The sequence below is a fragment of the candidate division Zixibacteria bacterium HGW-Zixibacteria-1 genome (assembly GCA_002838945.1).
Taxonomy (GTDB): Bacteria; Zixibacteria; MSB-5A5; order GN15; family PGXB01; genus PGXB01.
Genome location: PGXB01000003.1, coordinates 24,078 through 39,244 on the forward strand (window position 1 = coordinate 24,078; position 15,167 = coordinate 39,244).

The window sequence follows — 15,167 nt, forward strand, 5'->3', positions numbered from 1 at the left end:
AGTCAATGAAATATTTTAGAATCGAATATCGACATAGATACGAAGTTCCCGGACATGCGACTTGCGGCTTTGCTGAACATTGTTGGTGTCCTGCCAGCGGGCGCTGACGCCGCCCTTGATTTGATTGGAGAAAGTATATGATATGGTCGGTGTCACCATGAAATCCTTGTTTTCTCCGGCGGAGATCAGGGGGTTGTCGCCGGTCGATTCTTCTCTTTTTTGAGTACGGGTGGAAACTTCGAGAGAAATCGACATGGTCGACCGGAATTTCAAGCGTCCCAACAGCGGGAACCGGACGCCGGTCGGCCAGGAGAATGAATATTTTGTCGAGGCTGAGGAACCGGAATTTATACTGCGCTGTTTGCGAGTGACATTTCCCGTGCTGGAATTATAGGATGTGTTATCGCTGACGGAACGATTGGTGCGCACGTCAATGGTAAGTCCGCGAGTCACATCAAAGGTGAATGAAAGCAGCGGATTCTGGGAGACAGTAACCTCTTCCACCGTTTTGTAGCCGGTCGTCAGGTTGTAGGACTCCTTGGTACTTCTGGTATATTTGGTCCGGGGAGAGAATTTCCGGATAATGGGGTTCAGGAATTTGAAAGTGGTCATCTGGCTGATCGAAAAATTAAAATCGGGAAACGTGGTCGATATACTCTTCTGCGGATTGACCGCCTTTTTGATATCCCGATTAATAGTGCGGCTGAATGACACGCCGGTTTTCAGCCCTCCAAAAAGCTTTGTCCCCGAGCCGAGTGAATAGCTGGTTACTTTGGTCGAAACGGTCGATTGTCCGGCCGCCCCCGCTTCAGGATCTATCTTCGCCCCGATAGCATCCGTCAACCCGAATCTGAATTTCAGTTGGGCCCGTTCCAACAGCCCGATATATGAATAACGGTATGCTTCCTTGAAGTCATAGGTAAAGGGATCGATCCAGCCGGTCAGGAACCGCATCATCCACGCGGGCTTGTCCAAAACCTTCTTGATCACACTTCCCTTGGATTCCGGTTGGGCCACGGTTACACCTTGTTGGGTACGCTTGCGCGGGGTCGACCGGCGGGACGATGACTGTCCACCGAAAAGCTTTTGCAGATCGAAGGTACCGCCGACCCCGTAGGACTTGCTGGCCGACATGTTCCGGTTATCCTTAACTATAATAAAATCCTCGATATAAGACGCCGAATAATTGAATTTGTGTGTCAGGAAGCCGAAGAGGGTCGGAGAATAGTTGGCACTGAAGGCCTGGCTGTATTTCGTTTCACGCCCCAGCTTAAATTCTTTGGGATTGAAGCTGATTTTGACCAGATCGGGGTTCGATATATCCCGACGTGTGTCCATGCTGTAGCTGGCCGTGAGATTATCTGTAATTTTATAAGTCGTTTTAAAAGTGCCCGCAAAAGTTTTGGTAAGGCTATTTGTCAGAATGCCATTGACATTCCGACTGATACGCAGATTGCGGTTGATATCGGAGGTCACGTTGAAGTTGGACGGGAAAACGTAAAACTTGGTCCCGCTGAGACGTTTTAGTACTGGCATCGGCTGCGTCCAGAAAAAGACCCTGAGACCGGGGACTTTGCCAATATTATATCCGTATGAAGAACCGACCCGGTAATTTTCACTCATCGACATCGGCGCCGATGGTGAGATGCCATCGGAACGGTTATATGAGAAATTTGTCCGCAGGTTGTTCAGCAGGACGGTAAACAGAGGGTTCTTGGTTTTCTTGTTAAAATTTTCCGATGTCGAAAATGATTTGGATATATTTTCGGTCCTTTCTTCATACCGCAATTCTTCAGGAAGGATAATGTCGGAATTGTACTTAAGCCTGGGCGTCGAGATGTTTCGTGTATACCGGTAAGAAAAAGGAATATTGGCGCCCAGCGAGCGGGGCAGGAACTTGTCCAGTTTAAAATTGATGCCGTAGTTATAGGCATTGGTCGCTTTTCCGCTGCCCAGATTATCGGCTGAACCTCCCCTGGTCGAGCTTGATATTTTCCTGAAATAGGCGTTTTCATAATTGTAGCCGGCATTATACGTAAACAGATCGGCGACATTTCCGCTGAAAGTAATGCGGGCGGCTGTGCCGACATCATTCCTGACATCGGTCAGTCTCAATTCATCGATCCAGAGGTCACCGCTTGTCAGGTTGTCGACTCTAAGCGGCACCACGCCAAAAGCCAGATATTTTATTTTTGTGATATTGGGCTTTCCGAAGACACGATAATTGCTTCCATTGATGGTCGAATCAATATAATTCGTGTCAGGTTTATTGGCGCGCGCCCGTTCAAGAAATTCCTTCAGGCCGGTTATTTCATCGAAATTCATACCGACATCGATCCAGCCTTTACTATCCAGCCACTGATTCGAATTGATTGCCGTTCTCAATTCATAGTAGTTCTGATTGTTTTGACCGACGCGGAATAGAAACATCAGGCTCGAGCCGTCGGCCAGTTCCTCGGGAGCCCTGACAAACATTTTCAGTGTCCCGTATCCCATCAGATTCGGCGTGTCAAAAAGAATCCTCTCGACCAGGCCGGTGTCGGCCGTTGCCGAATCATAGGCCCGGAAATTATCATAGGTCAGAAGCAGCGACTGCTCCGGTTCGATGATATCGGCGGTGATGTCATGGTATCCGGACACACCGGGAGGGGATGTGTAATAGGGATGATCGGGATCATTGTCCTGGGTACCTATAACGGCAACGCTGAAACGCTGCTGGGTGGAAGTATCAGCCGTAACGGCATAGCTTGGAATAATTGTGGTATCTTCCCAGTTGGGCGAAATAATTTCCGCGGAAGCGATCTGCAGGCTGTCTATTTTGCTGCCATCGGGCGATTCTATCCAGAAGCGGACAAATTCAATATTCGCCCAGACCGGGCTGCCGACGATAGCATCGAGAAGTAAAGAATCACGCAGCGGGATGCGGTAGGTGCCCCAGCCATATTCGTTGCGCGAAAACTGGACAAAAAACTTATCGAACTCGTCGGCCAGGTCTATGCTATATGAAAAATAGTTATTTCTTGTTTGTGCCGTCTGGTCGCGGTTGAAATCTTCAATATCGGGAAGTCCCAGGGTCCCGGGGTCAAGCCTGTTTTTTTCGGTTCCATTGATATATCGAATTTTATAAGGATCGGTGTCCTTATAGTCCCAGTTATCGCCATGCGGGTCGGGATTGGTCTGGGCATCGTAACCGGGTTCGTCCAGGTCGGCCAAACCATCCAGCCCGATGTCTTCGCTGTCGTCAAGAACGCCGTTATTGATAACATCTTCGTCGTCAGTCTTGCCATTGCCGTTGATATCTTCGGAAATTTCACCGATATCAACATGCAAAATACCCTTTCGTCCTTTTAAACGAAGTTCCAGCATGTCGGCGCGGCTCATATCGGTGGCACTGCCGACCAGACCACGCATAATGCCGGCCCAGGACATAGTCGGATCAACACCGGTCAGTGTGTCCGGAACATTACCGACACGACGGTCAAGTGTTCCCGGCTCAAAATACAACTGCAACACCTGGGTCGTACTATTGCTGGCCGTAACATCCTTATTCCAGATCGTCCTGGTCGAAACCTGGTCATAAGGATTGTACCAGTTCATCCAGGCGCGATAATGCAAATCGTCCAAGGTGTAGGGCTTCGACGAATAGGACCAGGACTCTCTGTAAACGCTGAGAGAGTAAGAATCACGACTGCCCTCGAAATCATCGAGGTAGGCGACACCATCGACATTGGGATTCGGGTATGATTGGGCCAATTCGGCGGTAACGCCCAGATTGGATTCCTGCTCGGTGCTGAAAAACGGCAGAGCATTGGCGGCGGTGGTCAGGAAACTCGGCTGTACCTTAAAACTGACGTCGCCGTCCCAGACAAACATTTTTGAAGTTTCCTGTCCGATCTTCGGTTTGCGCTGGGTGGCCTTGTCCGATTTGTACAAAATCGTACTGCCGAATTTAAGATTTGGGCTGTATTCATATTCACCACGAACGCCGAATAGAGTTTTTTTCTGAGCCTGGATAAAGGGTGAATATTCGAAATCAATGGATAAATCATCATTCAAGTTGACATTATCCCCCAGCGTAACCCGGCCGAAGTCATAATTGATTGTATAATCCTCGCCTCTCTGGAGCACCACGCCGCCGGAGACAATTCGTTCCGAACCTTCGATAATATTTGGTTTGCCGAGGGTGATTTCGTTGGATTTGCTGACCGATGTAACCTCAATATAATATTTACTGGCTTCTAAAGCATCTTTTGAAGCGCGTTTGGTGGTGTAAATTTCCGGAACGGTTTCCACGAGCGTGGTATCATTATCGGGCCGGGTAATATTAAACGGCTCGCGGCTGGGGAAAATAAGGAGACCCTGGGCCGCTATTATAATATCCGAATATACATCAACTATATTATCCGGCTTCCGATTGCCATTCTGGTCATACCGGTCCAAACCCAGAATGGTTACATACGGAACACCCGGTTCATTTTTATCAAGGTTATCTTCGCTTCCTTCGGTACCATTGGTCCCCTTGAATATTTTGATTTCAAGTCCATCAAGATCCACGCCTCCGGAAAATGAGCCGATAGCGTAGACATTTCGCCAGGCGTATTGAAAGGTCTGCTGAGACTCAATGGGGCTTCTGGCCTTAATCAGCTTCAAATGATAAGGCGGAGCTTCGATGGAGCCGACCGTATCCAGTGTTCCATTGATGCCTCCTCGTTGGACCACCATCCAGACGCCGATTTCGGCATCATAGGTCCCGGCATTGGGCTTGTCGAACATTATCCAAAAATCATTATTGTCGACATAGTATTCTTCCGGCGGGACTTCTTCAACCAGAATATTGTTGACGCTTTCGGTCCCTGCAAATTCGGTGGAATCAAAGGGATTGACATACATATTGGCGTCAGTACCCAGGGCATTATTGAGATTCGATGTGACCCTCCGATAGACCGCAATCTGCTGAATACTATCCCCGGCCGCAGGATCGAAATCAATTTTATCGAATTTGGTGGGATCGAGCCGTCCGAGATCAAATATCTTGCCGTCAAGGTAAGCATAATCGCGAATATGCTGCTTGCGGGATGAGGCGCCGGCCGTGATGGTCGTTCGCTCGGTGGTACCTTTTTCCTGGCTGGCGATCGCAGTCATTTCCAGGCCCCCGACTTTCGCCGTTGTTTTTAAACCGAACAATCCTTTGATCCTGGTTGAATAACCAACAAACTGGGTGTTGGGAAGCGACAGGGTGGTATTGCCGGCCTCGATGGTCTGGATGATATCGTCTTCATCACCCTTGTAACGGATCATGATGCGGTTGGCCAGCGGAATATCTGTTTTGGAGTCCTGGGACACGGCAACGGTGATTTTGGAGCCAATGGTGCCGTTAATATCAAATCGAGAGACCTGCTCCATGTTGAGAGTCGGAAACTTATTCTGGCGATAAGTTGCGGTGGAAGTGCGGTCATCCCATTGTGATCTTCCGGAAAGTGTAATTTGATGATAACCCGAAACTTTCAATCCGGCGCCGCCCTCGCCGAAGAGTGATTCCATCGCCTTGGACTTGATCGGGATATTGATAGCCAGCAGTCCTCCGGCTTTGTCTTTCTGATCCTTGGCCAGCGCCTTGGCCCTGGTTTCGCGCATATCATTTTTCAGATTCAGCCTGGTGCGGTATTCCATAAAGGCGTCGGCATCAACCGCCCGAGGCGTATAGTAATAGGAGTATTTGCCCTTTTTGTAGAAGGAACCGGTGAAAGTGATTGACTTCTGTTCATAACTGGAATGATCGACCTGGACATTGCCGACATACATTCTTTTCAGTTCAGGATATTCTTTCGGGGTTATCGAGGCCGAGAAGACGGATGTTTCTTTCGGATACGGCGAAATATAGGCGGGCGGGTATTGCAACTCCTGATAGAAACCGGGAGCGGCGGATACAATTCCACACGTGGTCAGAATGACCACCATCAACAGCCAGAGATGTGAAAACCTTCTAAACGTAGCACATACCGACTCTAGTCAGTTAATTTCAATCCATTAAAAAGATGCTATACGCGTTCCTCCTCGAAATTGCCCAGCAGGATAACCTCCTCCTGTAGTTCGATGCCGAATTTCTGCCTGACCATACTTTTCATCAAGTCAGCCAGCTTTTTAATATCATCGGAATGGGCCGAGCCATTATTAATCAAAATGTTGGCGTGGTTTTCAAAAACTCTGGCGCCTCCGCAGCGCATTTCTTTAACTCCCACTTCTTCTAAAAGCTTACCGGCCGAAAGTTTCCCGAATTTCTGAGATTTATCAGGAATATTTTTAAAAAAGCAGCCGGCCGAGTGCAAACCGATGGGGAGTTTCTCGCGCCGCATGGTCATAATTTCATCGACTCTGCCCTTTATTTCCTCCGTATTGCATTCTTTTAGTGCAAACTTTGCCCTGGTTACAAACTCGGCGGTTTTTTTAAGTTTTGACCAGCGGTAAGCAAACTCAAAATACTCGGCCTTTTCTTCTCTTATATGCCCTTCTCTATCAACAACTTCGGCAGATATCAGGGTATTCCCGATCTCGCCGCCATAAGCACCGGCGTTGCCATAAATGGCGCCGCCAACTGTTCCCCATATACCAGAAGCAAATTCCAAGCCGGACAAGCCGTTCTGAGTAGCGTAATCGACCAGTCTCTGAAGCTCTTCACCGGCTCCGCAGATTATTTGGTTGTCAGACTTTTCCAGTCCATGGATCGAATTCTTAATTATCAAGCCGTCAAAGCCCGAATCCGAAACCAGGACATTGGAACCGCCGCCAAGCATAAAAATCGGCATTTTCAATCCGGATGCGACGGTCATCAGCCGGGATAATTCTTCTCCGGAAGAAACCTCGATAAATAACCTGGCATTTCCCCCGGTCCCGAAGGTATTCAGATCGGCAAGAGGTCTGTCGACCACAATTCGATTGCCGAAGTGCTCCTTCAGTAAGGCATAAGTTTCTTCAAAATCCCAGCTATTATTCTTCACTATATTACCTTAATAATAATAAATGAATAACCGGCAAAAAGCAAGTCAAAAGGGCATTTACACAATATATCATCAACCATATTACGATCGGAACCAGACTCAAAGGCATCAGGATTTATTATCTTCTTCGTTTTCTGTATCCTGGCTCTTCCCCGAATCATTTTCCGATTTTTCTTCCATTTCATGCTTTTCTTCTGTTTTCTGACCGGCATCGCCCTTTTTTGTTTCATCGACAAAATTCAATCTTAACTCAAACAGAACCCGATCGATTAAATCTTTTTCCTCATGGGTCAGGTTACCATCGGTTTTCTCGGCCAGCATGGCCAGCATATCGATACTCAGGCGGGCCTGGTCGAGATTTTTTTCGACTTTACCCGAAAGCGGGGATGCAATTTTGCCCATTTGCTGCATCGAGGCCATTTGAAGCGATACTACCAGATGAAAGAAATTGGCATCAATCTTTTTTTCCATATCGTTCATAATTTCCTCATTCTTTCATATCATCTATTAAAATTATATCCTCAGTGGCGGTAACAATCATACAATGTAATATTTTATCCGAATCTTGTCAGCGATTTTCTTCCGGCAAGTTTCTTTTGAAGGTATTCCAGTAATATTCGGTCATCGGCGTCCAAAACATGATCCACGGCCAGCAGCTTAATGATGATATCGCGCGCCATTGTCAGGAGTTCAGTATCGCGGGCCAGATTGGCGATTGTCAATTCGGGAAGGCCGTGCTGTCGGGTCCCGAAAAATTCGCCCGGCCCCCGCAGTTCCAGGTCGGCTTCGGCAATTTCGAAGCCATCAGTGGATGAAACAAACATCTCCAGCCGACGGCGGGCCAGATCACTGATAGGCGACGTGGCCACAGCGATAGCGGTGCCCTGCTGCCCGCCGCGCCCGACGCGGCCGCGCAACTGATGCAACTGCGACAAGCCGAATCGTTCGGCATGTTCGATAACCATGATATTGGCCGACGGGATGTCGATGCCGACTTCGATAACGGTTGTCGAAACCAGAATATCAAGCCGTTTATTTCGGAAGGCGGTGATGGCTTTCTCCCTCTGGGCGCTTTTCATACGTCCATGCACCAGGCCGACACGATATTCGGTAAAGATTTCACTTTTAAGCCGCTTATATTCATCCTCAGCCGCCTGCAGGTCGAGTTTCTCCGACTTTTCCACTAACGGATATATAAAGAAAATCTGCTCCTGTTCAGCGAGACGGGTTCTTAAATACTTATAAATTTCGGGTCTGGTGGAAGCACTCCGCCAGACCGTTTTGGTCGGTTTTCTTCCGGGTGGCATGGTTTTAATGGATGAGATATCCAGATCTCCGTAAAGTGTCAGGGCCAGAGTGCGCGGGATAGGCGTCGCCGTCATGACCAGCGTATCGGGGTGCTGACCTTTGCCGATCAATTTGCCTCGCTGCATGACACCAAAACGGTGTTGCTCATCGATAATTACCAATCCCAGATTTTGAAACTGAACTGACTCCGAGATGACGGCATGAGTTCCGAAGACAATCCGGCTTTGACCCGAGGCGACCGCTTCATTGGCTTCCCGCCGCTCGGCGGCTGTCATGGCGCCGATCATCAATGAGCAATTGAGCCCGATATCTTCAAGCGGTTTTCTCCAGTTTTGGTAGTGCTGCTCGGCGAGGAGTTCGGTCGGGGCCATGAAGGCGGTCTGCAGATCATTCTCGGCGGCATAGACCGAGGCCAGAAGCGCCACAACTGTCTTACCGCAACCGACATCACCCTGAAGCAGGCGATGCATCGGTCGATCGGACCGCAAATCGGCAAAAATCCTTTCGGTCGATTTACTCTGATCGGATGTGAGTTTAAACGGCAGCGCCCGGTAAAATCCTTTGACCATCTTCCTCGGCTCGTCATAGTTATGACTTTTGCTGACCTGATTTTTTTCCTTGCGGCTCTTCAGGATCAGGTACTGCAGATCCAGTAATTCATCGTAAGCCAGCCGGCGTCGGGAATTTTCGGCATCTTCCATTTTTTCAGGATAATGAACAAGACGGAGAGAATCGCCGAGGCGCGGCAGGCCGCTGCTTTGATGATATTTCTCGGGCAAATAATCTGAGATGTCGCCAATCATTTCAAGTGTTCGGCTGACCATTTGCCGCATAGCTCTCCCGGTTATACCGGCCTTTTTCAGGGCGGCGGTAGATGGATAAACCGGCACGATACGTCCGGTGTGGATCAATTCGGCCGCCTCATCTTCGATACGCTCCACCTCCGGATGCACTATTTGCCGCTGTTGGAAATAGGTGACCTGTCCTGTCACCGAAAGAACGTCGCCTTTCTTAAACATCTTTTCCAGATACTTGTAACCGGCAAACCAGATCAGCGAGATATAACCGGAATCATCTCCAAGGACAACCTCAAGTCTTTTGCGGCGGCCCATCAAGATGCCCGAACCCATTACCTTCCCGATTACGGTCGCCGTCATATTGGCCTTGAGGGAATCGATGGGGACAATCATGGAACGGTCGATATAGCGCCGAGGGAGAAAATACAGCAGATCCCGGAGACATTTTATTCCGACTCCGGCAAGAATGGCAGCCCTGCGGGGACCGACCCCCTTAAGATACTGCACTTCCGAATTGAGATTCATATCCGGCACTTTGTCAGATTAATTTTTGATGGTATAATTGTCAACAACATTCAACCCGGATTAACAGGATTAAATATTATTTAACATCCATGGAACATTAAAGGATAAAAACTTGTTGATTTTCATCAATCCATGTAATTTGTTGGTAATATCCACATGTAAATACTAAAATTAACAGGAGGCAATAATGAAAAGAATCATTAATGGACTGATGATTATTGTATTTGTGTCTTTGCTCGCGGCTCCCGGAATTATGGCCGAGCCCTGGGAACAATCATTTAATCTGGGATTAAATGTGACCCAATCTTCTTATTCCAATAGTTGGACCGGCGGTGAAGAGGGCAACGTGACCTGGGCGGCCGGAGCGGACGGGGTTTTCACCAAACAGATGAGTCCCAAATTTAAATTAAAAAATACCATTAAGTTGGCCTTCGGACAGACCATGACACAGGACAAGGAGACCAGGGACTGGTCCAGGCCTCAAAAATCGACCGACAAGATTGACCTGGAAGCACTGGGCCGGCTTACGCTTGATGCCTGGGTCGATCCCTATGTCGCTTTCCGGTTTGAGAGTCAATTTCTCGACGCTTCGGTGGACACCAACAAGCGATATATAAATCCGATGCTCCTGACCGAATCGGCCGGTATTGCCAAGACATTATTTAAGAAGGAAAAGGATGAGATTCTGAGCCGTCTTGGATTTGCCGTTAAGGAAAACATTAACAGGGGCGCGGTTTCCCCGACCGACCCGGCCAAAACCGAGACCATATCTTCGATGGATGGCGGTCTGGAATCAGTCTCTGATGTCAAAATGGTCCTGAACGACAAACTGGGATATGTCGGAAAGTTGTCTCTTTACAAGGCCTTCTTTTTCTCGAAGAAAAATGACTTTAAGGGTACAGAAGCCGAGGATTATTGGAAAGCAGTTGATATTAACTGGGAAAATACAGTAACAGCCTCTATTTCAAAATATATCCAGGTGACATTTTATACGCAGCTTCTTTATGACAAGCAGATCAGCAAAAAGGGACGTCTCAAAGAGACTCTGGCGCTCGGCCTGACCTATAAATTATTGTAAAAATTTTAACGAAATTACCGGAAGAAAATGGTTTGAAGGCTGTATTCCAAACAGACTATCGAATCATTTTCTTTTGGAGGCAGACATGATTTCAAAAAAAACAGGTATTTTATTTCTGGCTTTGGTTATGGCGATAATAATGCCGATGGCCATTCTGGCCGGGGATGAAGGATCGGATCCTATGAGTAAATATGCACAGTCCAGCCAATTTTCGCTGGATTTTTTTGGACAAATAATCAGTGAAGAAAGCGAGAAAAATATTTTCGTCTCCCCTTTAAGCGCCCGGCTGGCCATGGCTATGGCTTATAATGGCACCGGCGGCGGAACCAGAGAGGAAATGAAGGCGGCGCTTGGTTTTGGAGATATGAACGATGATGAGATTAATAATTATTTTCAGGAAATGAGCAATTCCCTGGAAACGGCTGACCCCAAAGTAAAACTGAATATTGCCAATTCCCTGTGGCTGCTGGCCAATATGGATTTTAAGAAAAGTTTCTTCGACACGGTCACAAAATATTATGAGGCGGAAGTCGCCCGGACCCAGGATGTTGGAGTTATCAATGATTGGGTGAGCAAAAATACCAATCAGAAAATAAAAAATATTGTCGATCGCATTGGGCCGAATGATATCATGCTGTTGATAAACGCCATTTATTTCAAAGGTGAGTGGAAATACAAATTTGATGATAAACTGACCCGCACCGACAATTTCTATCTGCTGAACTCGGAAATAAAAAAGATTCCATTAATGTCGCAATCCGGGAAATTCAAATATTTCGAGAATGAAGATTTCCAGTCAATTGTTCTGCCTTACGGCAACGAGCGTTTGAGCATGCATATTTTTCTTCCACACAAAGACGGTACCGACTACAAGAGTTTCCTTGACAGTTTCAACTCCGACAACTGGAAACAGTGGAACAGGATGTACCGCATGATGGATGGCGATATTCTCCTACCCAAATTCAAACTTGAATATGAAAAACTGTTGAACGATGTTTTTATGAATATGGGAATCCACCAGGCCTTTAATCCTGAAGTGGCCGATTTCTCGAATCTGCTCGAGAATGCCCGCCCCGGTCTGGCCTGGATCAGTTATGTCAAACAAAAGGCGTTTGTCGAAGTTAACGAGGAAGGTACCGAAGCGGCCGCGGCAACGGCGGTAATGGTCATGACCAAAAGCATTTCTTCTAAACCGGAGCGATTTAAGATGGTCGTGGATCACCCATTCGTCTGTGCCATTGTCGATGGACAAACCGGCGAGATTCTGTTTATTGGTTCAATAGTGGATCCGGGATTATAAGTAAAAAATGCTGCCGTTATTTGAGCGGCAGCACTATAATCGCCAAATATTATTTCTTATTTCGCGGTATAAACCAACCTTCCGCCGAGAATAGTATGGGTCACTTTTGCGGTAAGTTTCCATCCGATAAACGGCGAATTCTGCGATTTGGAGTGGATATTCTCTTTCTTGAGGATCCATTTTCGGTCAGGATCAATGACCGTGATGTCAGCGACACAACCTTTTTCGAGCGTTCCGCCGGGCAGACGGAGAATTCGGGCCGGGGCCTGAGTCATTTTCCTGATGGCATCGGCCCATGACAGGTAACCCTTGTCGATCAACTGAGACTTGACCAGGCTGAGCGTGGTTTCGAGACCGATCATACCGGAAGGTGCCTGATCGAATTCCACATCCTTATCTTCTTCGGAATGCGGGGCATGATCGGAGGCAATGCAATCGATGGTCCCGTCCACCAACCCCTTGATGACCGCATCGACATCTTTCCGGGTGCGAAGCGGCGGATTCACCTTCAGATTGGTGTTGAACTCCTTGCCGATTTCATCGTCGGTCAACGTGAAATGATGCGGGGCAGCTTCGGCAGTGACATTAACGCCCTCGAGTTTTGCCTGGCGGATGGCTTCGACGGCGCCGGCCGTCGAAACATGAGCAATGTGGAGCCGGCCGCCGACAAACTGGCAAAGTTTGATATCGCGCAGAACAGCAATCACCTCGCCGACCGCGGGGCGGCCCTTCATACCCAGCCGAGAGCCTTCAAAAGATTCATTCATGACCCCGCCGCCGCACAAGAACTCATCTTCGGCATGAGTAATGATGGGGATATCAAACATCTGCGCATATTCGAGCGCCCGGCGCATGATTTCGGGATTCTGAACATAGTTACCATCATCCGAGACAGCGACGGCGCCGCCTTTGGCCAGGTCGCCGATTTCAGCCAGTTCGCCGCCCTTGAGGTCCTTGGTTATGGCCCCCACGACATAGACGCGGGCATCGGCTCCTTCGGCTCTGGACTGGACAAATCTGACTGTCTCCTGATTGTCGATGGCGGGTGAGGTGTTTGGCATGCAACAAACCGCGGTGAAACCGCCGGCAGCGGCCGCCCGGCAGCCGGTGATAATGGTTTCCTTGCCTTCGAATCCGGGTTCTCTCAAATGCACATGCATATCAATCAAACCGGGACAGACAATTTTTCCTGAAGCATCAATAACATTTTCGGCCGGGAGCGAAGTGATTTCCTTCAGGGTAGCCTGCGTTTCTTTGGCAATCTTGGCGATTACGCCGTCTTTGACAAAAACATCGGCTTCCTTGACAAAACCCAGGGTAGGATCGATGACGCGGCCGCCCTTTATAACCAGATCATATTTTGCGCTTTTCATACTATTCTTCCTCCTCCTGTTTCTTGCCGGATAGCAGATACAGGACAGCCATTCGCACCGCCTGTCCGTTGGTGACCTGTTCCAGGATCACCGAGGCCGCGCTGTCGGCCACTTCGGAAGTAATCTCCACGCCGCGGTTCATCGGCCCCGGATGCATAATGGTATAATTTTTGTTCAACAGCGGCAGCCTCTCCCTGCTCATGCCGAACAGGTTGGTGTACTCGCGCATCGAAGGAAATAGACCGGCCTGCTGTCGTTCGAGCTGGATACGCATGATATTAACAACATCGGCGCCGTCGATAGCTTCTTCGAGATTGGTATAGACATCGACGCCGAATTTTTCCACCTCGTATGGAAGAAGGGTGGTCGGACCGCAGACCGCCACCGAGGCGCCCATGGTTTTCAGGCCCCATATATTGGAGCGAACCACCCGGGAATGTTTGACATCACCGATCAACACCACCCTCAGGCCGTCCAGCCGGCCATACTTGCGGCGGATGGTGAACATATCGAGCAGCGCCTGGGTGGGATGTTCATGCCGCCCGTCGCCGGCATTGATAATGTTGGAAGCGGTGCATTGGGTCAGGTAATACGGCACGCCGGAAGAAGCATGCCGGACCACAATCATATTTATCTTGAGAGCTTCGATATTCTGAACGGTATCCTTTAGAGACTCTCCCTTGGTGACGGATGAAGTCGACTTGGAAAAGTTTATGATATCGGCGGAGAGTCTTTTCTCGGCCAGTTCAAAGGAAATTCTGGTTCGTGTTGACGGCTCATAAAAGAGATTGAGAACGGTTATGCCGCGAAGCGTGGGAACCTTTTTGATCGGGCGCTCGATAATTTCGCGGAATGATTCGGTCGTATCCAGAATAAGTTTCAGTTCATCGGCGGCCATTCCTTCCAGTCCCAGCAAATGCCGTGATTTAAGCATCATTTCTTCTTACCCCCTTTTGCTCCGGATTTCCCGGTTGAGCCGGTTTTCACGGATTTTGTCTTAAGGCCGGCTTTTTCGATAATAACCTCTTCCTTTTTATCACGCTCGCTCAACCGCACCAGCACCCGGTCGTCTTTGGAAGTGGGAATATTTTTGCCGACATAATCCGGCCTGATCGGCAGTTCGCGATGTCCGCGGTCAATCAGCACGGCCAGTTGGATGGAACGGGGCCGGCCGAAATCGATGATGGCATCAAGGGCCGAGCGAATGGTCCGGCCGGTGAATAAGACGTCATCGACAAGAATCACATTACGATCAACAATGTCGAAAAGGATTTCGGTTCGCTGGACAATCGGCTGGGCCAGCCGGGTATGGACATCATCGCGGTAAAGGTTGATGTCGAGTAATCCGACCGGGACTTCAACGCCCTCAATCTGCTTGATATGCTCGGCTACTCTTTTGGCCAAATCGGCCCCGCGGCGGATAATGCCGATGATGACAAGATCAGCGGCGCCGCTGTTTTTTTCGAGAATCTCGTGTGCGATTCTGGTGGTGGCGCGATTAATTTTCTGCGCATCCATCAGAATCTCTACATTGGACCTGGGCAATTTGCCTCCTTACGGTATAAATATTCGCAGTTACATCCCTGTTATATGAAATATTGATCTTATGGTTAATTGTCTCAGTGATATGTTCAAAAAGCGATGACATATTTGTGCCTTTAGCCGCCTCGCAGGACGACTTTAAAAGGTTAAGTTGTATTGATTATATGAATTATTGGCCGAGGGTCAAGAGTTTAATTATTAATTAAAGTAATTTGTTACATGGGTTATCCAATCGATTGAATTACAGGG

The 15,167-nt window shown here is 48.5% G+C and carries 9 protein-coding genes; 2 read left to right on the plus strand and 7 right to left on the minus strand.

Features of this window, described 5'->3' with window-relative positions; translation table 11 throughout:
* Positions 1 to 15: 15 nt before the first annotated feature.
* The 4 genes from sprA to CVT49_02115 form a co-directional block, all read right to left on the minus strand.
* The gene (gene sprA / locus CVT49_02100; protein PKK84635.1) at positions 16 to 5,958 is read right to left on the minus strand and encodes a cell surface protein SprA; all 5,943 of its coding nucleotides are present in this window, start codon (positions 5,956 to 5,958) and stop codon (positions 16 to 18) included.
* An 80-nt stretch (positions 5,959 to 6,038) separates the two neighbouring features.
* Complete coding sequence (locus CVT49_02105; protein PKK84636.1) at positions 6,039 to 6,998, minus strand: UDP-N-acetylenolpyruvoylglucosamine reductase; 960 nt, start codon at positions 6,996 to 6,998, stop codon at positions 6,039 to 6,041.
* A 105-nt stretch (positions 6,999 to 7,103) separates the two neighbouring features.
* Positions 7,104 to 7,475 carry a hypothetical protein gene (locus tag CVT49_02110; protein ID PKK84637.1) on the minus strand — a complete coding sequence of 124 codons (372 nt, stop codon included), beginning with the start codon at positions 7,473 to 7,475 and terminating at the stop codon, positions 7,104 to 7,106.
* Between the two features lie 74 nt (positions 7,476 to 7,549).
* Positions 7,550 to 9,625 (minus strand): ATP-dependent DNA helicase RecG, encoded by a 2,076-nt coding sequence (locus CVT49_02115; protein ID PKK84638.1) that lies wholly within the window; start codon positions 9,623 to 9,625, stop codon positions 7,550 to 7,552.
* Between the two features lie 187 nt (positions 9,626 to 9,812).
* Between CVT49_02115 and CVT49_02120 the strand changes: the two genes are divergently transcribed.
* Both CVT49_02120 and CVT49_02125 read left to right on the plus strand, forming a co-directional pair.
* On the plus strand, positions 9,813 to 10,703 hold the full coding sequence (locus CVT49_02120; GenBank protein ID PKK84639.1) for a hypothetical protein: 891 nt from the start codon (positions 9,813 to 9,815) through the stop codon (positions 10,701 to 10,703).
* An 85-nt stretch (positions 10,704 to 10,788) separates the two neighbouring features.
* Positions 10,789 to 12,003, plus strand: coding sequence for a proteinase inhibitor I4 serpin (locus tag CVT49_02125; protein ID PKK84640.1), 1,215 nt, complete (start codon positions 10,789 to 10,791; stop codon positions 12,001 to 12,003).
* A gap of 56 nt (positions 12,004 to 12,059) precedes the next feature.
* Here CVT49_02125 and CVT49_02130 read toward each other — a convergent pair whose 3' ends face one another.
* From CVT49_02130 to CVT49_02140, 3 genes are read right to left on the minus strand one after another with little or no spacing between them, the layout of a single operon-like run.
* On the minus strand, positions 12,060 to 13,376 hold the full coding sequence (locus CVT49_02130; protein PKK84641.1) for a dihydroorotase: 1,317 nt from the start codon (positions 13,374 to 13,376) through the stop codon (positions 12,060 to 12,062).
* A gap of 1 nt (position 13,377) precedes the next feature.
* Positions 13,378 to 14,313, minus strand: coding sequence for an aspartate carbamoyltransferase (locus CVT49_02135; protein PKK84642.1), 936 nt, complete (start codon positions 14,311 to 14,313; stop codon positions 13,378 to 13,380).
* Entirely contained in the window at positions 14,310 to 14,894 is a 585-nt protein-coding gene (locus CVT49_02140) for a bifunctional pyr operon transcriptional regulator/uracil phosphoribosyltransferase PyrR (GenBank protein PKK84643.1), read from the minus strand. The genes CVT49_02135 and CVT49_02140 overlap by 4 nt, the downstream gene beginning before the upstream one ends.
* Positions 14,895 to 15,167: the final 273 nt, after the last annotated feature.